22 protein-coding genes are annotated in these 21,864 nt (G+C 66.5%); 5 read left to right on the forward strand and 17 right to left on the reverse strand.

The annotated features are described in order from the left end of the window. Position 1: 1 nt before the first annotated feature. From tatC to dop, 9 genes are all read right to left on the reverse strand, one after another. Positions 2 to 973: a twin-arginine translocase subunit TatC gene (gene tatC / locus ON32_RS12205; protein WP_040790975.1), complete on the reverse strand. Its 972-nt coding sequence runs from the start codon at positions 971 to 973 to the stop codon at positions 2 to 4. 169 nt (positions 974 to 1,142) lie between these two features. After that, on the reverse strand, positions 1,143 to 1,400 hold the full coding sequence (tatA, locus tag ON32_RS12210) for a Sec-independent protein translocase subunit TatA (RefSeq protein ID WP_040790976.1): 258 nt from the start codon (positions 1,398 to 1,400) through the stop codon (positions 1,143 to 1,145). A 240-nt stretch (positions 1,401 to 1,640) separates the two neighbouring features. Beyond that, on the reverse strand, positions 1,641 to 2,705 hold the full coding sequence (locus ON32_RS12220) for a helix-turn-helix transcriptional regulator (protein WP_040790978.1): 1,065 nt from the start codon (positions 2,703 to 2,705) through the stop codon (positions 1,641 to 1,643). After that, on the reverse strand, positions 2,702 to 3,697 hold the full coding sequence (locus ON32_RS12225) for a helix-turn-helix transcriptional regulator (protein ID WP_040790979.1): 996 nt from the start codon (positions 3,695 to 3,697) through the stop codon (positions 2,702 to 2,704). The genes ON32_RS12220 and ON32_RS12225 overlap by 4 nt, the downstream gene beginning before the upstream one ends. Before the next feature lie 408 nt (positions 3,698 to 4,105). Next, positions 4,106 to 5,464, reverse strand: a complete 1,359-nt coding sequence (gene pafA / locus ON32_RS12230; RefSeq protein ID WP_217998051.1) for a Pup--protein ligase — start codon at positions 5,462 to 5,464, stop codon at positions 4,106 to 4,108. Between the two features lie 225 nt (positions 5,465 to 5,689). Beyond that, positions 5,690 to 6,472 carry a proteasome subunit alpha gene (gene prcA, locus ON32_RS12235; protein WP_040790981.1) on the reverse strand — a complete coding sequence of 261 codons (783 nt, stop codon included), beginning with the start codon at positions 6,470 to 6,472 and terminating at the stop codon, positions 5,690 to 5,692. Further along, positions 6,469 to 7,326: a proteasome subunit beta gene (gene prcB, locus ON32_RS12240; protein ID WP_051133212.1), complete on the reverse strand. Its 858-nt coding sequence runs from the start codon at positions 7,324 to 7,326 to the stop codon at positions 6,469 to 6,471. Before prcB ends, prcA begins: the two co-directional genes overlap by 4 nt. 14 nt (positions 7,327 to 7,340) lie before the next feature. Further along, entirely contained in the window at positions 7,341 to 7,535 is a 195-nt protein-coding gene (locus ON32_RS12245; protein WP_040790983.1) for a ubiquitin-like protein Pup, read from the reverse strand. 205 nt (positions 7,536 to 7,740) lie between these two features. Then, positions 7,741 to 9,234, reverse strand: coding sequence for a depupylase/deamidase Dop (gene dop / locus ON32_RS12250; protein WP_040790984.1), 1,494 nt, complete (start codon positions 9,232 to 9,234; stop codon positions 7,741 to 7,743). 276 nt (positions 9,235 to 9,510) lie between these two features. Here dop and ON32_RS12255 point away from each other — a divergent pair, with 276 nt between their 5' ends. From ON32_RS12255 to ON32_RS12265, 3 genes are all read left to right on the forward strand, one after another. After that, positions 9,511 to 10,716 carry a DUF418 domain-containing protein gene (locus ON32_RS12255; protein ID WP_051133162.1) on the forward strand — a complete coding sequence of 402 codons (1,206 nt, stop codon included), beginning with the start codon at positions 9,511 to 9,513 and terminating at the stop codon, positions 10,714 to 10,716. 79 nt (positions 10,717 to 10,795) lie between these two features. After that, positions 10,796 to 11,296, forward strand: coding sequence for a nitroreductase/quinone reductase family protein (locus tag ON32_RS12260; protein WP_083874394.1), 501 nt, complete (start codon positions 10,796 to 10,798; stop codon positions 11,294 to 11,296). Positions 11,297 to 11,388: 92 nt separating this feature from the next. Then, positions 11,389 to 11,925 carry an NUDIX hydrolase gene (locus ON32_RS12265; protein ID WP_040790985.1) on the forward strand — a complete coding sequence of 179 codons (537 nt, stop codon included), beginning with the start codon at positions 11,389 to 11,391 and terminating at the stop codon, positions 11,923 to 11,925. Here the strand turns inward: ON32_RS12265 and ON32_RS12270 are convergent. The 3 genes from ON32_RS12270 to arc all read right to left on the reverse strand — a co-directional run bounded on the left by ON32_RS12270 (position 11,905) and on the right by arc (position 14,932). Next, entirely contained in the window at positions 11,905 to 12,582 is a 678-nt protein-coding gene (locus ON32_RS12270) for a TIGR00266 family protein (protein WP_040791248.1), read from the reverse strand. The two genes, ON32_RS12265 and ON32_RS12270, sit on opposite strands and share 21 nt — an antisense overlap. 123 nt (positions 12,583 to 12,705) lie before the next feature. Next, the gene (locus tag ON32_RS12275) at positions 12,706 to 13,074 is read right to left on the reverse strand and encodes an arsenate reductase family protein (protein WP_040791249.1); all 369 of its coding nucleotides are present in this window, start codon (positions 13,072 to 13,074) and stop codon (positions 12,706 to 12,708) included. 97 nt (positions 13,075 to 13,171) lie between these two features. Next, complete coding sequence (arc, locus tag ON32_RS12280) at positions 13,172 to 14,932, reverse strand: proteasome ATPase (RefSeq protein WP_040790986.1); 1,761 nt, start codon at positions 14,930 to 14,932, stop codon at positions 13,172 to 13,174. Between the two features lie 555 nt (positions 14,933 to 15,487). Between arc and ON32_RS12285 the strand changes: the two genes are divergently transcribed. Further along, positions 15,488 to 16,060, forward strand: a complete 573-nt coding sequence (locus ON32_RS12285; protein WP_040790987.1) for a WKL family lipoprotein — start codon at positions 15,488 to 15,490, stop codon at positions 16,058 to 16,060. A gap of 51 nt (positions 16,061 to 16,111) precedes the next feature. On the opposite strand, the gene ON32_RS12290 is transcribed toward ON32_RS12285, so the two are convergent. Continuing rightward, positions 16,112 to 16,945 (reverse strand): tRNA (adenine-N1)-methyltransferase, encoded by an 834-nt coding sequence (locus ON32_RS12290; RefSeq protein WP_040790988.1) that lies wholly within the window; start codon positions 16,943 to 16,945, stop codon positions 16,112 to 16,114. 74 nt (positions 16,946 to 17,019) lie between these two features. Here ON32_RS12290 and ON32_RS12295 point away from each other — a divergent pair, with 74 nt between their 5' ends. Further along, a complete protein-coding gene (locus ON32_RS12295; RefSeq protein WP_040790989.1) occupies positions 17,020 to 17,916 on the forward strand; it encodes a RecB family exonuclease in 897 nt (298 codons plus the stop codon). 25 nt (positions 17,917 to 17,941) lie between these two features. On the opposite strand, the gene hisG is transcribed toward ON32_RS12295, so the two are convergent. From hisG to ON32_RS12315, 4 genes are all read right to left on the reverse strand, one after another. Beyond that, positions 17,942 to 18,793 (reverse strand): ATP phosphoribosyltransferase, encoded by an 852-nt coding sequence (hisG, locus tag ON32_RS12300; protein WP_040790990.1) that lies wholly within the window; start codon positions 18,791 to 18,793, stop codon positions 17,942 to 17,944. Between the two features lie 69 nt (positions 18,794 to 18,862). After that, on the reverse strand, positions 18,863 to 19,126 hold the full coding sequence (locus ON32_RS12305; protein ID WP_040790991.1) for a phosphoribosyl-ATP diphosphatase: 264 nt from the start codon (positions 19,124 to 19,126) through the stop codon (positions 18,863 to 18,865). A gap of 86 nt (positions 19,127 to 19,212) precedes the next feature. Then, positions 19,213 to 21,027 (reverse strand): choline/carnitine O-acyltransferase, encoded by a 1,815-nt coding sequence (locus ON32_RS12310; protein ID WP_040790992.1) that lies wholly within the window; start codon positions 21,025 to 21,027, stop codon positions 19,213 to 19,215. A gap of 24 nt (positions 21,028 to 21,051) precedes the next feature. Beyond that, a complete protein-coding gene (locus ON32_RS12315) occupies positions 21,052 to 21,855 on the reverse strand; it encodes a class I SAM-dependent methyltransferase (protein ID WP_051133163.1) in 804 nt (267 codons plus the stop codon). Between the last annotated feature and the right edge of the window lie 9 nt (positions 21,856 to 21,864).

Here is a 21,864-nt window from a genome sequence, read left to right on the forward strand (position 1 = left end):
GTCAGAGGGTATCGGAGTAATCCGACACGGGTCGCGTTGTTTTATCCGTCACCGCCCCCGGCCCGGATGTGTCGATCGGGGCGGCCGCCTGCACCGGTTCGGGAGCGGCGATCGGCGAGGCCTCCTCGTCGTCCCACGATCCCCAGCCCTCGGCCTGCGCCCGCCGTGCCCGCCGTTTGTCGTTGATCCTGGCGAACTGCACCGCCATCTCGAACAGCACCGTCAACGCCAGCGCCAACGCCAACATCGAGAACGGGTCCTGCGGGGTCACGATCGCCGCGAACACGAACAGCCCGAAGATGATCCCCCGGCGCCACGATTTCAGCTTCTCGTACGGGAGTATCCCGATCAGATTCAATCCGACGATCAACAGGGGCGTCTCGAAACTGACCCCGAAAATGACCAGCAACTGGATGATGAACCCGAAATACTGCGAGCCGCTCAGCGCGGTGATCTGCACATTGTCACCGATGCCGAGCAGGAAGCTCAATGCGTGCACGACCACCACATAGGCCAGCACCGCACCGGCGACGAACAGCACCGAACCCGAACCGACGAAACCGATTGCGTACCGGCGTTCCTTCGGATACAGGCCCGGGGTGATGAACGCCCACAGCTCGTACAACCACACCGGGCACGCCAGCACCACACCCGCGACCAGGCCGACCTTCAATCGCAGCATGAACTGTTCGAACGGCGCCGTCGCCAACAGGCGGCACTCGCCGTCCGGTGTCAGCGTTGCCCGAGACTCCGGCGGCAGATCGCAGTACGGGCCACGCAGCAACTCGCCGAGGCTGGGCAACCCGAAAACGGAATGCGCGTACCACAGGAAGCCGAGGATGGTGGTCAGCAGCACCGCGGCGAGGGAGATCAGCAGTCGGGTACGTAGCTCCTGGAGGTGCTCCACCAACGACATGGTGCCGTCGGGGTTGGTCCTGCGCCGACTACGCCGGGGATCGAACGGAATACGCATGATGTGGCTGCCCTTGTGCTCGCGTGCCTCGCTCCACCCGGACGGCGACTACCCGTCGAATCCGGCGACCGGGAACTGCCCGCGGCGGATAACGACGAGAGCCCGGCCGGAGATGCCGGGTTACAGTATCGTCCCGCCCGGGATGGACCCGTCCGGGAACCGTTCGACTCTAGAGCGCCTTCGGCTCTTTCGCGGTTTCGGTGCTCGACGCGGTGACCGGCTGCTGACCGGGGGGCAGCTGCTGCGGCGGCTGCGCCACGGTATTCGACGCGGAATCCCCCTCGTTCTGCATCTGCGTGACCTCGCTCTTGAAGATGCGCAACGACCGGCCGAGACTGCGGGCCGCGTCGGGCATCCGCTTCGCGCCGAAGAACACCACGAAAACCACTGCGATGATCAGCCAGTGCCAGATGCTCAGACCGCCCATGTGAACTACCTCCAAAGACTGTGGTGTTTTCGATGCTACCTGCCCGCATGACGTGCACGAACCGTGCGCCGTGGCCGATGTCGACGCCATTCCGGACCGGTGGAACCGAAAGCGGACAACCGCACCGCGCCCCGCGCCCGAACGCCCTCGGGCGGTGAGCACGAATCACCGGTCGAGCCGAATCGCGGTATCGGAACTCGATGGCCGACCGTCCACCGGCAACGACCGGGCCCGGCCGATTCACGCCGGATCCGCGGCCGCCAGGTCGGCCTCGGCCGCGGTGTAGGCGGCGAGGGCGCTTTCGGAACGTTCCCGTACCGCAGCCACCAGCTCCGCCGGTCCGAGCACGGTGGCCCCGGAGCCGAAGCCGAGTACCAGCCGGGTCATCCAGTCCAGGGTAGCGAACCGCATGGTCGCCTCCACGCTACCGTCCGGATGCACCGCCACCCGATGCATGGGGTACTGGTCCAGCACCCAGCTGTAGTCGGCGGTGATCCGCAGCCGGGCCTGCGGAAGTGCCGGATCGTCCTGGAACAGGTCGAGGACGGCGTCGGTATCGGTGGCATGACTCGGCGGACGGGCCGGTTCGTCGAGTTCGGTGGCGCTCTCGATCCGGTCGAAACGGAACAGCCGCACCCCCTCGGCCTGCCGGCACCAGCCCTGCAGGTAGCTGTTGTTGTCGACCAATACGATCCGAATGGGGTCGACCACCCGCTCGGATACCACATCCCGGCTGGCCGAGTAGTACACCAAACGCACCGCGTGCTGCTTCGCGAGCGCCGCCCGCACGGTCCGTACCGCGGGCGCCTCACTCGACCGGTCCCCGTCTCGGGTGCCCGCGGAACCGTCCGTCCCCTGGTTTGAGGCCACCGGTCCCGTCGATGCGGAGTTCCGCACCGACGGCGCCGCGGCGGTCTCGGAGGCACCCCCGGATATCGCCGATTCGATCTTGGCGATGGCCGAATGCGCCGCCGTCGGATCCACCATGCCGGGCAGGTCGACGATCGACCGCAATGCCACCAGCAGCGCCGTCGCCTCGGTGGAGGTGAGCCGCAGCGGGCGCTCGATACCGGCCGAGAAGGTGACGTCGATGCTCTCCTCGGAGAACGACAGATCGATCAGGTCACCGGGACCGTAACCGGGCAGCCCACACATCCACAGCTGGTTCAGATCACTCATCAATTGCTTGGTGGTGACCCCCAGATCGGCGGCCGCCTCGGCGGCACTGATCCCTGGATTCGCGATGAAATACGGCACCATGTTCAGCAGCCGCGACAATCGCACCGACAATCGGCTGGTGCTCATGCGCCGACCTCCGTCCGGTCCAGTACCGACCGCAGCCGCGCGATCACGTCCTCCCGCAACTGCGCCGGGGTCAGGACGAGCGCATCGGGACCGAGACCGGTGATCACCCGGGCCAGCCAGTCCCGGGAACGAATCGGCAGCTCGACCACCGTACCCGCTCGGCCCGCGATCGTCCGCTCCCCGACCGGGTGCCCGAGTCGCCGCAGTTCCCCGCCCCGGCCCTCGGCCACCCATACGGTCGCCGAACCGGTCACCGGAGCGCCTTCGGTGACCGTGGCCACGATCTCGCGCAGATCCACATTCTCGGGCTTGTGCACGGTATTGCGGGGCCCATAGGCAACGATCTCGTCGCCGATCCGGGACAACCGGAAGGTCCGGGTCGCGTTCTTCACCCGGTCGTGGCCCACCAGATACCACCGGCCGCGGTGCGTGACCACACCCCACGGCTCCACATCCCGCATCAGATACGGCTCGTTGATCGCGCCCCGATGTTCGAAACGTACCGCCTGACCCGCGTCGATTGCGGCCAGCAGTTTGCCCAACACCGGTTCGGACCCGCGGGTGCGCGCCGGAACCGCCGGAATCGTGGCAATCGCGCTGTCGGTTTCCACATGGACACCCGCCGCGCGGAGTTTCAGCAGGGCGCCTCCGGCCGCCGCCGCCAACTCCGGTGATTCCCACATCTGCACCGCCACCGCGACCGCGGCCGACTCCTCACTGGTCAGATCGATATCGGGCAGCTCATAGGCATCCCGGTTGATCCGATAGCCCTCCACCGTGGAGAACTGTCCCGCCGGTCCCAACTCCAGCGGGATGCCCAGATCACGAAGTTCGTTCTTGTCCCGTTCGAACATGCGGCTGAACGCCTCGTCGCCGGCGCAGTCCTCATAGCCCGCGACGCTGTGTCTGATCCGCTCCGCGGTCAGGAACTGCCGGGTCGACAGCAGCGCGATGACCAGATTCACCAGCCGCTCGACCTTGGATATCGCCACTCGAACAGCCTAATGCAGTGTTCGATTGCGCCGCTTTCGGCGGCGCGGGTTGCGGGCCTCGCCGAACTCGGCACGGGGAGCGCCACTGGAGAAGACGGGAGGAAGTCGACGTCGAGAGCACAGGCGACAGCGACAGTGCGTAGGAAGACAATGAGTAAGAAGACAATGCACAGGAAGGCAATGCACAGGAAGTAGCGCCGGTCGACTTCATGCCCGGATCGGTATGCGACCGCAGGTCGGCACGTGTTCTCGGCTCGGGACCGGTCCGGTGGGCGGGCTCGGGAGTCACGCTCGAGAACCGGCCCCCTCGGAAACCGACGAACCACACCCTGCGCACCTCGTGGCGCCGAGTTCGGCGAGACCCACAGGGCCGAAGCCCACGGCGACCGAGCCCACGGCGACGAAGAACTACATCGAGGCGATCAGGCGATCCACGCGTTCGTCCACCGAACGGAACGGGTCTTTACACAACACCGTGCGTTGGGCCTGATCATTCAGCTTCAGGTGCACCCAATCGACGGTGAAATCACGCCCCGCCGCCTGGGCGGCGTTGATGAAGTCGCCGCGCAGTTTGGCGCGGGTGGTCTGTGGTGGGGTGTCCACCGCCGCGTCGACCGCGTCGTCCTCGGTGACCCGCTTGGCCAGACCCTTGCGCTGCAGCAGGTCGAAGACGCCACGTCCACGTTTGATGTCGTGGTAGGCCAGATCCAGCTGGGCGATCTTGGGGTCGGACAGTTCCATCCCATACCGCTCCTGGTAGCGCTGGAACAGTTTGCGCTTGATCACCCAGTCGATCTCGGTGTCGACCTTGGCGAAGTCCTGCGCTTCCACCGCGTCCAGGGTTCGGCCCCACAGATCCACCACCTGGTCGATCTGTGGATCGCGTTCCCGATTGCGCAAATGCTCCACTGCGCGGGCGTAGTACTCGCGCTGAATATCGAGTGCGCTGGCCTGGCGTCCGCCGGCCAATCGCACGGGACGGCGGCCGGTGAGATCGTGGCTGACCTCGCGGATGGCACGGATGGGGTTGTCGAGGGCGAAATCGCGGAACGAGACCCCGGCCTCGATCATCTCCAACACCAGCGACGCGGTGCCCACCTTGAGCATGGTGGTGGTCTCGGACATATTCGAGTCACCGACGATGACATGCAGCCGGCGGTACTTCTCGGCATCGGCATGCGGTTCGTCGCGGGTGTTGATGATCGGCCGCGAGCGGGTGGTGGCCGAGGAGACACCCTCCCAGATGTGCTCGGCCCGCTGCGACAGGCAGTAGGTGGCCGCCTTGGGCGTCTGTAGCACCTTGCCCGCACCGCAGATCAGCTGCCTGGTGACCAGGAACGGCAACAGCACATCGGAGATGCGGGAGAACTCACCGGCCCGAACGACCAGGAAGTTCTCGTGGCACCCGTAGGAGTTGCCCGCCGAGTCGGTGTTGTTCTTGAACAGGTAGATGTCCCCGCCGATCCCCTCTTCGGCCAGACGTTGTTCGGCATCGATGAGCAGATCCTCGAGGACCCGCTCCCCGGCCCGGTCGTGGGTAACCAACTGAACCAGGCTGTCACATTCGGCGGTGGCGTATTCCGGATGCGATCCGACATCGAGGTACAGCCGGGCACCGTTGCGGAGGAACACGTTGGAACTGCGCCCCCACGACACCACCCGGCGGAACAGATACCGGGCCACCTCATCGGGGCTGAGCCGGCGATGCCCGTGGAACGTGCACGTCACACCGAATTCGGTCTCGATCCCCATTATTCGTCGCTGCACACTATCGACATTACAGCCATGACGTGGGGTTGCGTGGGGCTGTGAAAAACCCGGCTGTATACGTCTTGGCAACGATTGGACCGAAATCGGCTCGATCGCAGGGCATCAGGGCCCGGAAGAGCCCGGAAAACGCGGATTCGACGCGGGATCGAGACCACACGCCGACAGCACCGTACCCGGTCTCGGCAACTGTTGTCGCGCCGCCGAGACCGGGCCGTCGAACGGTTATTTCTTCTTGTCGTCGGTGCTCGCGGATTTTTCCGCACCATCCGATTTCTCGGCGTCGGCGGAGTCCTCGGCCGGAGCCAACAGCTGTTCCAACATCGCACGACCGACCCGCCGGAAGGCCCGCCGAGGCCGGGCCTGCTCGAGGGTGGCGACCTCGAGCGAGCCGACGCCCAGCATCCGCTTCTCCTTGTCGGCGCCGTCCGGCACCCCGGCCTGCAACGCTCGCACCGCCACCCCCACGGCGGACCGAAGGTCCATACCGGACCGGTAGGAGTCCTTCAGCGCCGTGACGATCGGCTCGGTGGTACCGCCCATCACCACATAATCGCGTTCGTCGACGATCGAGCCGTCGAAGGTGATGCGATACAGCACCGCCTCCGGCTCCTGTTCGGGGTAGCTGACCTCGGCGACGCAGATCTCCACCTCGTAGGGTTTGAGCTGGTCGGTGAAGATTGTGCCCAGGGTCTGGGCATAGGCGTTGGCCAGCGCCCGACCGGTGACATCGCGCCGGTCGAACTGGTATCCGCGCAGATCGGCCTGCAGGATGCCACCGCGACGCAGGTTCTCGAACTCGTTGTACTTACCGACGGCGGCGAAGCCGATCCGGTCGTACAGTTCGCTCACCTTGTGCAGGGTCGCCGACGGATTCTCCGCGACGAACAGCACACCCTTGTCGTACACCAGCACCACGACACTGCGACCCCGAGCGATACCCTTGCGCGCGAGCTCGGTCTTGTCGCGCATGATCTGCTCGGCCGACGCATAGTACGGCAGTGTCATGCGCGGGTGCTCCCTTCCTGTTCGGCCGCTTCCCGGTCGGCGGCGATATCACGGGCGATGGCCTCGAGACGTTCCTCGGGCACCTCCACCGCCCCCTCGGCATCGATGACGATCGCCGTCGGATAGATACCACGCAGTAGGTCGGGCCCACCGGTGGCGGTATCGTCGTCGGCCGCGTCGACCAGGGCTTCCACCGCGATACGCAGTGCTCGATCCTGATCGATCCCCTTGGAGTAGAGCTTCTTCAGCGATGTCCTGGCGAACATCGATCCGGAGCCCACCGCGGTGAAACCGAACCGTTCCTCACTACGACCACCCACCACATCGAAGGAAACGATGCGCCCGGCGCGGTCCGGGTCGGTGGCCTGCTCGTCGTAACCGACCAACAGCGGCACCACCGCGAGCCCCTGCATGGCGGCCGGGAGATTGTCGCGCACCATCTTCGACAGCTTGTTGGCCTTACCGTCGAAGGTGAGCGACACCCCCTCGATCTTCTCGTAGTACTCCAACTCCACGGCGAACAGCCGCACCAGTTCGATGGCCATTCCGACGGTGCCGGCAATACCGGTCGCCGAATAGGTGTCGGTGATGTGCACCTTTTCCACATCTCTACCGGCCAGCAGGTTGCCCTGGGTGGAGCGGCGGTCACCGGCGATCAGCACCCCACCCCGATAGGACACGGCCACGACCGTGGTCCCGTGGGGGGCGATATCCGACGCGCCGCCGCCGGTATTCCCGGCGGCGGCGTTCGCGGTCATCACCTCACCGAATCTGTTGCTCGGCAACAGCTCCGGTGCGTGCATACGCAGATGTTCGGTAAAGGATGACAGGGCGTACCCCGGGTGGAGACGCATGGGGTCACCTGCGGTCACTGGCCACCTTTCTGCACGTAGGCGCGGACGAAGTCCTCGGCGTTCTCCTCGAGCACATCATCTATCTCGTCGAGCAGGTCGTCGGTGTCCTCCGCCAGCTTCTCGCGCCGTTCCTGACCCGCGGCGTCCACACCGTCGGGGCCCTCATCCTCGTCGCCGCCCCCGGCGCGTTTGGTCTGCTCTTGTGCCATCGCAGCCGACCTCCTCTGTGTTCACCACGACCGGATTCCCCGTTCGGGTCCCGGCCGAATCGTGAGCAGCATCTGTGCTCGTCTTTCAACACTACCCAGCCCGAGCGACACATAGTCGGATTCCACCGTCCCGGCACCGGGCCGATACCGAAACGCGGCGGTTCACCCCGGCTCGCACCGGGAGTCGCCGACCGGGGTCGTGCGCTCAGCTGGTGAGCTGTTGCACCAGGTCGGCCGCGGTTCCGACACCGTCGAGCAGCTCGCCCACATGCGCTTTGGTACCGCGGCGAGGTTCGAGCGTGGGAATTCGTACCAGGGAATCACCGCCCAGATCGAAAATCACCGAATCCCAGCTCGCGGCCGCGATATCGGCGCCGAAGCGGCGCAGACACTCACCGCGGAAGTAGGCGCGGGTATCGGTGGGCGGAGTCGTCATGGCCTCCAATACCTGCTGCTCGCTGACGAGTCGTTTCATCGAGCCCCGGGCCACCAGACGGTTGTACAGACCCTTGTCCAGCCGAACATCGGAATACTGCAGATCCATCAGGTGCAGTTTCGGCGCGGCCCAGCCCAGACCCTCACGGCTGCGCATACCCTCCAGCAACCGCAGTTTGGCGGGCCAGTCCAGCAGGTGGGCGCATTCCATCGGATCTCGTTCCAGCAGGTCCAACACCATGGCCCAGTTCTCCAGGATGTCGATGACGCGCGGATCGTCGGTGTTCTTGTGGAACGCGGCCACGCGCTCGTGGTAGATCCGCTGCAATGCCAGTCCGGTCAGTTCCCGACCGTCGGCCAAGGCCACCGTGGCACGCAGGGTCGGATCGTGGCTGATGGTGTGCACCGCCGTCACCGGCCGGGCCAGCTGCAGGTCGGACAGGTCGGCACCGGACTCGATCAGATCCAGCACCAGGGCGGTGGTGCCGACCTTGAGGTAGGTCGACATCTCGGCCAGATTGGCGTCACCGATGATGACGTGCAGCCGGCGATACTTGTCGGCATCGGCATGCGGTTCGTCCCGGGTATTGATGATGCCGCGTTTGAGCGTGGTCTCCAGCCCGACCTCGACCTCGATATAGTCGGCGCGCTGCGACAGCTGGAAACCGGCGTGCTCACCGGCCTGTCCGATCCCGACCCGACCGGAACCGCAGATCACCTGGCGGGACACGAAAAACGGTGTCAATCCCACGATCACCGCGTTGAACGGCGTCTCCCGGCTCATCAGGTAGTTCTCGTGGGTGCCATAGGAGGCGCCCTTACCGTCGATGTTGTTCTTGTACAGCTGCATTCGGGGCGCACCCGGAACGCTGGAGGCATGCCGGGCCGCGGCCTCCATCACCCGCTCCCCAGCCTTGTCCCACAGGACGGCGTCCAGCGGATCGGTCACCTCCGGGGCGGAGTACTCCGGATGAGCATGGTCGACATACAGCCGGGCGCCGTTGGTGAGGATCATGTTCGCGGCACCGACCTCGTCGGCGTCGATCACCGGCGCGGGACCGTTCATCCGACTCAGATCGAAACCGCGGGCGTCCCGCAGCGGCGACTCCACCTCGTAGTCCCAGCGCGTGCGTTTGGCGCGGGGCACCCCCTCGGCGGCAGCGTAGGCCAGTACCGCCTGGGTGGAGGTGAGAATCGGGTTGGCCGAGGGCTCGGTCGGAGTGGAGATACCGTACTCGACCTCGATACCGATGATGCGCTGCATGGCATCGAGCCTAAACGACATCAGGGGACGACCGTCCGGTAACAGGCCGCGCACGGCCGGAGCGCGGGCCCGGACATGCCCGAGGTACCCGGGCGCGAACCCTTCCGTGCCCTGTCCGGGAAACCTGCTCCATCCGGGGGATGGAGGTACGCCTTCAGGATGAGCGAGATCACCCCGCCGGTACGACTTCCGAACGACGCCGATCGCGGGACATCCACCCTCGCGTGATTCTTCCGGGCGACGCGGCGCGGTATCGGGTGATGCGATGGTTCCACCATGACCGGCATACGGACCGATCTCACCGTCGACGACCCGAAACCGCCTCGTCCGGCCCGGCTGAGAGCACTGGACATACTGCGTGGAATCGCCATCCTGGGCACGCTCGGCACCAATATCTGGATCCTGACCGACCCGGAGGGCATGATCGGCTACATCGATCGGCTGAGTACCGCTACCACCGACGCCTGGATGTGGGTGGAGAAGGTGTTGCAGCAACTGGCCCAGGGCAAATTCCTGGGTCTGCTCACCGTGATGTTCGGTATCGGTCTGGCCATCCAACAGGGGTCGGCGCAGCGAGGCGGACGTCGCTTTCCGGGTGCCTACCCGTGGCGCGTCGGGTTGCTGTTTCTGGACGGGGTGCTCAACTTCGTGTTCATCGCCGAGTTCGACGTGCTGATGGGCTATGCGGTGACCGCGCTGATCGTCGCCTACGTCCTGGCGCGCGGCCCTCGGGTCCGGCGGCGTTGGATCGTCGGCGCCGCAGGTGTCCACCTGACACTTCTGACAGTGCTCGCTCTCGCCACGGCGACGGCATCACAGGGCGATTCATCCGCTTCCGAACCACTGGACCCGAACCCCTATGCCGATGGTTCGTTCTGGGACCTGGTGTTGTTCCGGCTGGAGAACGCCGGGAGTTTCCGGTTCGAGCCGGTCGTGATCCTGCCGATGACGATCGCGCTGTTCCTGATCGGGGCCCGGCTGTACCGGGCCGGAGTGTTCGCCACCGAAGGCGCTCGGTTGCGGCGCCGGCTCATGGTCGTCGGTTTCGGTATCGCTCTGCCGGTGGACCTGTTCGGTGGTGTGCTCGGCGGTGGAGTGAGTGTGAACTGGATCTTTCTGCTCCGTTACGGCGCGGCACCGTTCGTCTCCCTGGCCGTCCTGGCCCTGGTCGCCGAGTTCTATCTGCGCCGGCCGCACGTCGGTTTCCTCGGTCGCCGAATGGCCGAGGTGGGCCGGACCGCGCTCAGCTGCTACATCCTGCAGAACCTCGTCGGCTCGATCCTGTGCTACGGCTGGGGTTTCGGCCTGGCGGTCCGCTATGACCACCCCGCGGCCCGGGTTCCGTTCACCATCGTGATCTATCTGGTCGTCGTCGTCACCATCACCACCTTCGCCCACCTGTGGCTGCGCCGTTTCGAGCGCGGTCCCGTCGAATGGTTGTGGCATACGGGCTATCGGCGGCTCGCCGGGTCGAACGCATAGCCCCGAAACGGGCAGAAATCTTTGCCCCCATGGGGATCCGATACTCTCGGACCATCGGGCCTCCCCGCGAAGGAGCATCATGAACAAGGATTCCACGACGAATCCGTATGGCACCCCATCGACAACCGGTCCACAGCCGGTCGGCCGGTCCCAACAGGTGACGAATTCCGTCGTACGCGCTCTGCTGAAAGCGCCGCTGCTGGGCCGGGTGGTGGGACGACGGCTGATGATCCTGCACGTCGTCGGGCGCCGGACCGGGCGGGTATTCGATATCCCGGTCGCCTACACCCACCACGACGGAGCGCTGCTCATCGGCACCACGCTGCGGCCGTGGGTGAAGAACATTCGCCCCGACACCCCGATACAGGTATCGATGGGCGGTCCGCGGCACAGCGCCGATGCCGAGGTGATCACCGATGCCGACGAGGTCGTGCGGTTGTTCGAGATCGTGGCCCGGGACAATCGCCAGAACGCGCGGCACAACGGCATCGGTTTCGACGCCGACGGCAATCCGAACAAGGCCGACCTGTACCAGACCTGGCAGCGCGGCGGCGCGATCATCCGGCTGGTACTGCGCTGATCCCACCCGGGCACGGTACCGGCCGGCCGAAGCGGCAGCGCAGCGGCGCCCACGCTACCCTCGCCCTCGTGTCGGTTCCATCCGAGCGGGAGATGATCGCCGTCTACGATGACCGGGGTCGACCGACCGGGGTCGCCGACCGGGCCCTGGTCTATCGGGACGGACTCTGGCATGCCAGTGCCGGTGTGTTGGTGCGTTCCGGGGACGGCCGCCGTATCTACGTACACCGCCGCACCGAGACCAAGGCCGTGTTCGCCGGACTGCACGACTGTTTGGCCGGAGGTGTGGTGGCCCCGGGCGAGAATCCGGTCGATACCGCGGCGCGGGAACTGGCCGAGGAACTCGGCATCGTCGTCCCCACACCCACCGACCTGCGGCCACTGGCCCGAACGTCCTGGGACGGCCGGTGGGCGGGTCGGGCGCTGCGCTGTCACCTGTTCGCCTACGAACTGCGTTACGACGGGCCGATCCGACATCAACCGGAAGAGGTCGCGGCCGGATGGTGGTGGCCGGAGGCCACACTGCGCGCACATCTCGCCGACCCGTCCTGGCCATTCGTACCCGACAGCCGGCAGGTGCTCACCGGGATCCTGCTCCGATCCCGACCGTTACCCGGCCGATACCGATGACGTCCACGCGGCGAAAGCACCGGGATTGCGGGTCTGCAACAGCACCCGGCCGGGGCCGACGAAGTCGAAGACCAGCCCCTCACCGGATTTCAGCGACTGGAGCGAACGCCCCGATACGGCGCGGCGAACGGTGAACCGCATCGCCAGATCGTAGGCCACCACATGACCGGTATCGATGGTGATCGGTTCGTCGGGGGCCAGATCGATGACATCGATTGCGCCGAAAACCCCCACCACAACCTGCCCGTCGCCGTGCGCGCGCAGTCCGAAGCCGCCCTCACCGCCGAACAGATTCGCGAAACCACCCCATTTGCTCTCCACCTGCACCCCCTGCGAGCCGGCGATCCAGGAACCGCGGCTGATGAAGAACGGGCGATCCGGGGCGATCGGCAGCACCGATATATCCCCCGGTAGCGAGGGCGCCACATCCACCCAGCCGCCTTGCGGCGGCGCGGTGAAGGTGGAGACGAAGAACGACTCCCCGGCCAGCACCGACCGTCTCAGCCCGGCCAGAATCCCGCCCTCGGCCTTCGCCTGCAAACTCACTCCGGCCGAATGCGCCACCATGGCCCCGGATTCCACCCGCATCGGCTCGTCACCCGCCAGGACGCATCGCGCCACCGTCGCCGAGGGACCGTGCCGCAATTCAACTTTCATGCCCTGACAGTAGCGCCGCGCACCGACTCCGAGCGCATACCCCGATCCGAACGCCCGCCGCGCGTATCGCCGCATACGAACGCCGGGGCACCCGACGGGATGTCCGACCGGCCCACCGCGGTCTCAGCCGAGCGTTTTCAGCGCTTCCTCGTCCCGGGCCACCACGGCCCTGCCATCCGAGGTGAGCACGATGGGGCGCTGGATCAGCCGTGGGTTCGCCACCAGCGCCTCGATCCACCGCTCCCGCTCGGCCTCGGTGCGGGGCCACTCGGAAATTCCCAGCTCCTGGGCCACCTGCTCACCGGTGCGGGTGATATCCCAGGGGTGCGCACCGAGCCGGTCCAGGACGGCGCGCAGTTCGTCGGCGGTGGGCGGGTCGTCCAGGTAGCGACGCACCGTATACGCCACACCGGCGGTGTCGAGACGGTCCAGGGCGGCACGACTCTTGGAACACCGTGGGTTGTGCCAGATCTCGGTCTGTCCGATTGCCATATCGGCAGCGTATCGCGTGCACCGCACGGGTGAACGCCGGTGGATATGCGAGGAGGCCGCGCCCCCGAGGGGAAACGCGGCCTCTTCGAGCACCGGTCTACAGGTACTGTCCGGTGTTGGACTCGGTGTCGATCGCCCGGCTGGCACTGGCGTTCTTGCCGGTGACCAGGGTGCGAATGTAGACGATCCGTTCGCCCTTCTTGCCGGAGATCCGCGCCCAGTCGTCCGGATTCGTGGTGTTGGGCAGGTCCTCGTTCTCGGAGAACTCGTCCACGATCGAATCGTAGAGATGCTGGATGCGCAGACCGGGGTTACCGGTGTCGAGCACCGACTTGATGGCGTACTTCTTGGCCCGGTCCACGATGTTCTGGATCATCGCGCCGGAGTTGAAGTCCTTGAAGTACAGGACCTCCTTGTCACCGTTGGCGTAGGTGACCTCCAGGAAGCGGTTGTCCTCGCTCTCGGCGTACATCCGCTCCACCACCCGCTCGATCATGGCGCGGACGCAGGCGGCCTTGTCACCGTTGAACTCGGCCAGATCCTCGGCATGCAGCGGCAGATCCTCGGTGAGGTACTTGGAGAAGATGTCCTGCGCCGATTCGGCGTCCGGCCGCTCGATCTTGATCTTCACATCCAGACGGCCGGGCCGCAGGATCGCGGGGTCGATCATGTCCTCACGGTTGGAGGCGCCGATCACGATGACGTTCTCCAGGCCCTCGACACCGTCGATCTCGCTCAACAGCTGCGGCACCACCGTGGTCTCCACATCCGAGGAGACACCCGATCCGCGGGTGCGGAAGATCGAGTCCATCTCGTCGAAGAACACGATCACCGGCGTACCCTCGGACGCCTTCTCTCGGGCTCGTTGGAAGATGATCCGGATATGGCGCTCGGTCTCGCCCACGAACTTGTTCAGCAGCTCGGGGCCCTTGATGTTGAGGAAGTAGGACTTGGCCTCCTTGGCATCCTCACCGCGCGCCTCGGCGATCTTCTTGGCCAACGAATTGGCCACCGCCTTGGCGATGAGCGTCTTACCGCAGCCGGGCGGGCCGTACAGCAGCACGCCCTTGGGCGGGCGCAGGGCGTATTCGCGGAACAGGTCCTTGTGCAGGAACGGCAGCTCCACGGCATCGCGGATCTGCTCGATCTGCCGGCCCAGACCACCGATGTCGTTGTAGTCGACATCGGGCACCTCTTCCAGCACGAGGTCCTCGACCTCGGCCTTGGGGATGCGTTCGAAGGCGAAACCGGCCTTGGTGTCGACCAGCAGGGAATCGCCGGGACGCAGTTTACGGACCGGGGAGTCCGGATCGTCGGTGTCGTCGGCCTCGGCGACCTTCGCCAATGGCCCGGCCAGCCAGACCACCCGCTCCTCGTCGGCATGCCCGACGACCAGGGCGCGACGACCGCCGTCGAGGATCTCGCGCAGGGTGCCGATCTCGCCGACCATGTCGAAGGAACCGGCCTCGACCACCGTCAGGGCCTCGTTCAACCGCACCGTCTGACCGTACTCGAGGGTCGAGGGGTCGATATTCGGCGAGCACGTCAACCGCATCTTGCGGCCGGAGGTGAACACGTCGACGGTCTGATCCTCGTACACCCCGATCAGCACGCCGTACCCACTGGGCGGCTGACCGAGCCGATCGACCTCCTCGCGAAGCGCCACGAGTTGCTGTCGCGCCTCTTTCAAGGTATCCATCAGCTTGGTATTGCGAATGGTCAGCGAATCGATGCGGGCTTCCAATTCCCGTGTGCGATCCGGCGAATCGGCGAGTTGCCTCCGGAGTGCAGCTGCCTCGGCGCGCACTGCCTCGAGCTCTCTCCAGGCCGCCGAATCCGAATTCTCGATGGGGCTCATGTGCTGCTCCTCCCAGTCCCGGTCTATCAACGCTACCGGGCGTAACCCGTTTACGCTGTCCGACATGGTTTCGTCGTGATCACATCTATGCCGCGACCAGCCGCCGAACCATCCATGTTAGCCGGCCCTAACCCACTTGTGACGGGTTGCGAACCGTCTACTCGATAGGTTGCCGGCCACACCCCCATGCACACCTGTTTCCGCCCATATTCGCGGTCCGCGACGCCGCTCACCGCGCTCGTCTTCGGTTCCGCGGACCCGAGCGACGACGGGAACACCCACCTCCGACAACGGCATGACAACGACGGCATGACAACGACGGCATGACAGCGACACCGACCGCAACGATGCCGGCGACCGAAACACACAGTAGTCGCGATCTCCGACGATGTCGCGACCGTCTTTCCACCGGATGGGCGGCCTCGGCGCGGATGACGTCGGCGATGATGATGCACGGTCCATCCGGCCCGCGACCGAGCCACCGGATCACCATGTTAGCCTACCCTAACTCAATCGGGCGGGTCGCCTTCCCGCCTGGCCGAAAGGTTGTCAGTCATGCACGTTCGCACCCGGACACTGCGCCTGTCCCGTATCGCCGTCGCCGCGGCGGCGGTGGCCCTGGTCGTCGGTCTCACCGCCTGCGGTTCCGATGACGGTGGCTCCGATACCGCCACCACCTCCGCGACCGCCACCGACACGGCCGCGCACGACCACGGCGAGGAGCACGATCACGACGACGATCACGACGACAACCGGGACGACGACCGGGACGACGCGCACGCCCCGTCGGCGGACGCCCTACGCGGCGGCCTGGACACCTTCGTCGATCCGCAGGTGTCGACCGCGGACAAGGCGAAGATCGTCGTCGGCGGCGAGAAGCTCACCGCCAATATCGACCAGATGAACCGCGAGCTCGCCGGCTACGGCGAACTCACCTTCGCGGTCGCCGATATCGATGTGGACGACGAGCAGGCCACCGCGCAGGTCACCATCACCTCGCCCCACGGAACCGCCCCGGCCATGCCGATGACCTGGCAGCACGACCACGGCTCCGATTCCTGGAAGTTGTCCGAGCAGAGCGCCTGCGTGTTGCTCGGCTTCGCCAAGGCTCCCTGCGTACCGGCCTGAGCCGGCCGTTCGGGAGCCTCGCCCGACCCGAGGTCGGGTCGGGCGGGCGGTTCAGCCCTTCGAGGGCCGACGCTGCGGTTTCGGCGGAACGACGCCCTCGGCCAGCCGGCGGGCGCTGACCAGGAACGCGGTATGCCCCTGCATCCGGTGCTCGGGCCGCACCGCCAGGCCGACCACATGCCAGCCGCGCACCATCGACTCCCATGAGCGCGGCTCGGTCCAGCACTGCTGTTCCCGCAGGGCCTCCACCACCTTCGACAACTGGGTGACCGTCGCGACATAGACGATCAACACCCCGCCGGGCACCAGGGTCCGGGCCACCGTGGGCAGCGCCTCCCAGGGCGCGAGCATGTCCAGAACCACCCGGTCCACCTGCTCGCCCTGGTAGTCGGCCACATCCCCCACGGTCAGCGACCAGTTCGCCGGCACCTCGCCGAAGAACCGTTCCACATTGCGCACCGCGTGCTCGGCGTGATCGGAGCGGATCTCGTACGACACCACGGCGCCCTGCGGCCCCACCGCCCGCAGGAGCGAACAGGTCAGCGCACCGGACCCGGCACCGGCCTCGAGCACCCGGGCACCGGGGAACATATCGCCCTCGTGCACGATCTGGGCCGCGTCCTTCGGATAGATCACCGCCGCGCCGCGCGGCATGGACAACACATAGTCGATCAGCAGCGGGCGCAGGGCCAGGTACGGGGTGCCGTTGGTGGAGTGCACCAGACTGCCCTCCGCGGCACCGATCAGATCATCGTGGCGAATGGCGCCGCGATGAGTGTGGAACTCCTTGCCCGGTTCCAGCAGCACGGTGTACAGCCTGCCCTTGGCATCGGTCAGCTGCACCCGATCTCCGATGGTGAATGGCCCGGTCCGTCTGGCCGTCATGGATCTCCGTTTCACAGTGGGTTGGCGCTCTCATCTCGACACCGATGTCGGTGCCGCCGGATAGCCTGCCAGGTATGTCCGCGCCCGTGAGCACACCACCCCCGATCGACCCCGATTCCGCGGCGACGGGCAGGCGATCGCGCCTGGCGCTGTCGCCGTCCCGGGCCGCCGATTACAAACAGTGCCCGTTGAAGTACCGGCTGCGCGCGATCGATCGGATACCGGAACCACCGGCCCGCCATCTGGTGCGCGGCACCGTGGTGCATGCGGTGCTGGAGGATCTGTACGGTCTGCCCGCCGCCGAGCGCGGACCGGAACGCGCAACGGAACTGGCGCGACCGGTCTGGGAGCGGGTGGTGGCGGAGCGGCCCGAGGTGGCCGAACTACTCGACGACACCGAAGTGGACTCCTTTCTCGACGAGGCGCGCGAGCTGGTCCGCACCTACTACCGACTGGAGGACCCCACCCGCTTCGACCCGCAATCCTGTGAGACCCGGCTGGAGGTAGAACTGTCCGACGGCGCGCTGCTGCGCGGTTTCGTCGACCGCATCGATGTGGCGCCCACCGGCGAGCTGCGGGTGGTGGACTACAAGACCGGACGCGCGCCCGGGCCTCTACAGGAGACCAAGGCGCTGTTCCAGCTGAAGTTCTACGCTTTGATGCTGCTACGCGCCCGCGGTGTCGTACCGACCCAGCTCCGGCTGATCTACCTGGCCGACGGCCAGCTCCTCACCTACGCGCCCGAAGAGGCCGAACTGCTGCGTTTCGAACGCACCCTGTCGGCCCTGTGGCAGGCGATACGCGCCGCGGGCGAGACGGGCGAGTTCCCGCCCAACCCGAGCCGGTTGTGCGACCTGTGCCACTACCGGCAGTTGTGTCCGGCCTTCGACGGCACCCCGCCGGCGTATCCCGGATGGCCCACCGGTGGTGAATCGGCCGCCGAGACCTTCGTCGAGTCGGTCTCGGACTGAGCGGAGACCGGATTCACGAATCCGGTCAGAACGCCCGGCAGGAACGGATATCGGTGGCCAGAATCGCCTTGGCGCCCAGGTCGGCCAGTTCGTCCATCACCGCATTGCCCTGGTTGCGCGGGACCAGGGCCCGCACGGCCACCCACTCTTCGTCGGCCAGCGGGGACACCGTGGGCGATTCCAGGCCAGGAGTGATCGCGACCGCGCGGTCGAGCAGCACCTTGGGGCAGTCGTAGTCCAACATCAGGTACTGCTGGGCGAACACCACGCCCTGCAACCGCGCGATGAGCTGATTACGCGCGCGATCCCCTCGGTCGGCGCCCTCCTGCTCCACCACCACCGCTTCCGAGTCGCACAACGATTCCCCGAAGGCCACCAGATTGTGCTGCCGCAGGGTCCGGCCCGAACCGACGACATCGGCGATGGCGTCGGCGACCCCGAGCTGAATGGAGATCTCCACCGCGCCGTCCAGGCGGATCACGGTCGCCTCGATACCGCGACGGGCCAGGTCGCCGCGCACCAGGTTCGGGTACGAGGTGGCGATGCGTTTACCGGCCAGATCGGCCACCGACCAGTCCCGACCGGCCGGGGCTGCATAGCGGAAGGTGGAACTGCCGAAGCCCAGGGCCAGTCGCTCCTGCACCGGCGCGCCGGAATCCAGGGCGAGATCGCGGCCGGTGATCCCCAGGTCCAGTTCACCGGAACCGACGTAGATGGCGATGTCCTTGGGCCGGAGGAAGAAGAACTCGACCTGGTTGGCGGGGTCGAGCACGGTCAGATCACGTGAATCGGTGCGTTTGCGATAACCGGCCTCGGTCAGGATCGAGACGGCGGATTCGGAGAGAGCGCCTTTGTTGGGGACGGCGACGCGCAGCATGGTGTTCGTCCTTTCGATGCGCGAGAGGGGATGGCAGTGGGCGGCACGGACCTCGGCAGGACCCGAGGCTCACAGATGTCGGTAGACATCCTCGAGCCGCAGTCCCCGACCCACCATCAGCACCTGCACCCAGTACAACAACTGCGAGATCTCCTCGGCGAGCGCCTCGTCGCCTTGGTATTCGGCGGCCAGCCACACCTCGCCGGCCTCCTCGAGCACCTTCTTGCCCTGGGCATGCACACCGGCGTCCAGCGCGGCCACCGTCCCCGACCCCTCGGGGCGGTTGACGGCACGATCCTGGAGCTCGGCGAACAGGGCCTCGAAAGTCTTCACGGGAGGTCATTGTTTCAGACCCCTGCAAACCGTTTCCGGCCGAGTGGCAACCGTCCGGTGAACGATCGCCGCTCGGCCGGTGGAATTCAGGCCGAGGCCAGCAGTGTTTCCAACTCGTCGACGGCGGTGCGCAGGTGCTCGGCGAAGGCGTGCATCTCGTCCGCCACCGCAGCCGGGGTGGCCAGGTAGAGGTTCCACCGGTCCGGCAGCAAGACGTAGGCGATACCGATACAGCGCGAACTGGTGGAGCCGAAACCGAAGTAGCGAATGTTCACCGATGGCGCGGAGCTGGTGCTCAGGTAGTCGTCGCGCATGATGGTCCAGCCCGGGCTGGTGTAGAGCGGGATGGGGTCGGTGACGCCGAGCTCGGCGCCACGCCGCCGCTGGATCCACTCCAGTTCCCACAGATGCTGTTCCGGTGCGGCACCGGACCGGCATTGGGTGGCACGTGCCACATGCGCCTCCGCGGCGGTGCGGACCGCGGCGAGCCGAGCGGCGGTATCGGCCTGCGGGTCCTGCATGGTGTCCACGAAGGCCACCATCTCCGGGGTGACCACGCGCATGGCCTCGGTGCGGCCGTTGCGGTATTGGCGGGTGGCGATGGACTCGTAGGTGGCGCCGGTGAGCCCCTTGCTGCGGCGATGGGCCAGCTGGTAGGCGAGCTGGGCGAAGGCGTCGGGGGAGATACCCAGTTCCTTGGCGCGGGTGGTGCCGAAATCGTCGAACGAGACGATGGTGGTGGCATTTGCGGCGGCGTAGGCGGCGAAGTCGCGGCCCGCGGCGGTCACCTCGTGGCGCGCGGCCTCGTCGAGGCGGAACTCGACGAACTCGACCGGCGGCTGCCCCTGGGGACGGGCGCCGGAGCGGGTGACATGCTCCTCGACCGAGGTCTGCAACAGGGTGTCGACGAAGGACAGGATGGTGGTTCCGTCCAGTCCACAGTGCTCCACATTGATCCCGGCCTGACCGTCGGCGAACACGATGAACGACACCGATTTGTCGAACCACCGGTTGGCACTGTCACCGTGCAGCAGGGTGTCGCAGGCGTGCAGTTCGTCCCGCGGGGCGAAATCCTCCAGGCACAGACAGAACAGCGCGGTTTCGACGGTGTCGAAGGCGGCGACGTTGTCCGGATCGGTGAGCAGCTCGGTGCGCACCCGGGCCCAGTCGGCCCGGGCCATGGTGGTCAGATGCCCCACGGCGGTGTCGGGGGCCGCCGGGCGGGCGCCCGCCTTCAACACCGCGCGCAGCCCCTCGGCCAGATCGGTGAAGGCATAGGGGACGCCATCCGGCCCGATGACGTCCATCCGAAAGATGTTTCCGCGGTGGAACACCAGAATGTGTCGAGCGGTCGAGGGCCCGGGGTGTTCGGCGCTGTAGGGCACCCGCACCGTGTCCTGTTCGACTCCGGGAATCCGGGTCTCGGAGAACAGGTACTTGTTCTGCCACATCGACAGGCGTTGACCGCGTTGGGTGACCGGCGGGATCTCTTCGCGGTCCAGGGCCAGTTTGTAGTCGATGGCGGCGGCGACGATACCGGCCGCGCGCGCCACCTGGTCGGCCTCGGTGGAGGCGGCCAGGACGGTGTCGTCCCGGAAGAGGAAGAAGAAGTTGGCGTTCAACGCGATCCGGTCGCGGCGGCCCAGATACCGCGACGGCCAGAACAGATCCAGCCAGCTACCCACCCCGGCAGTGGCGTCGTATTCCTGCAGAGCCGCGTGCAGGGTCCGGCCGGGGCCGTCCGGGCGCAGCAGATCCGCGACCGCCTGCTCGGTGGTGGCGAGTTCCTCGGCGGTCAGCAGCGGCGCGCACCACTCGAGGAAACGCGCGCAGCTGTCCTCCAAGGTGGGTAGGGGCACCCGGGGCAATCGGTCTTCGGCGGCAAATGTGCGTTCGCTCACAGCGGGTCCTCGAATCGGGGTCGGTTACGGTCGCGGCCGCGACAGGAAGAGATTGGCATACAGCCATCCCTCGTCCTCGCGGCCGGTGGGATCGGTTCCCTTGGCGGACAGCGTATTCAGCACCTGCGTACGTTCGGCGTCGGAGGCGAACCGGCGTTGCGCGAAATCGCCCGGTATCCGCTCGGTGTGATAGCCCAGCTCGGCCAACGCCGCCTCGATCGGTTCGAACCCGTACATGCGTAGGACGAAGTGTGCCATCCACGGTCGCCGGTCCGGGTGTGCGGTGGCCACCCGGAGAAGGGTTTTCTCGGTGACGTAGCCGATACAGCCGGTGGAGATCACCAGGTCCACCCCGGCGAGAATCTCCCGCTGGGCGTCGGCGGGATCGGCGGACTCCAGATCGGCGTGCACCGTGTCGTGCAGCAGTCCCGCCGACCTCGCGTAGTCCAGCGCGGGCAGCGAAACGTCCATACCGATGAAACGCACCTCGGACAGGGCGTCCCGGGAGTCGAGACGGGCGCGGTCGCGCGCGATGAGCGCGGCCCGGTCGGCCGAGGAAGCGGCGTAGTGGGCGGCCAGGTCCTCGAGTCCCACATCCCAACGAAGTAGAGCCGCGTTCACCCCATAGGAGCAGCCGATGTCGAGCACCGTCGGGTACTTCCCGGTCGCGGCTCGATACTCCCGGATCTGCCGCAACAGATGGGGTTTCGCCAACTCCGGAATCCGATAGTCCAGTTCGGACATTCGGGAGTAGTACGCGCGCGGATCTGCTCTGTCGTAGATATCGTCGAAGGAGGCTTTCCCGGTGGTGTGCAACGGCACTGACACGATATTCCT

Origin of the sequence: Nocardia paucivorans NBRC 100373, from assembly GCF_000308675.1 — a bacterium.
Taxonomy (GTDB): domain Bacteria; phylum Actinomycetota; class Actinomycetes; order Mycobacteriales; family Mycobacteriaceae; genus Nocardia; species Nocardia paucivorans.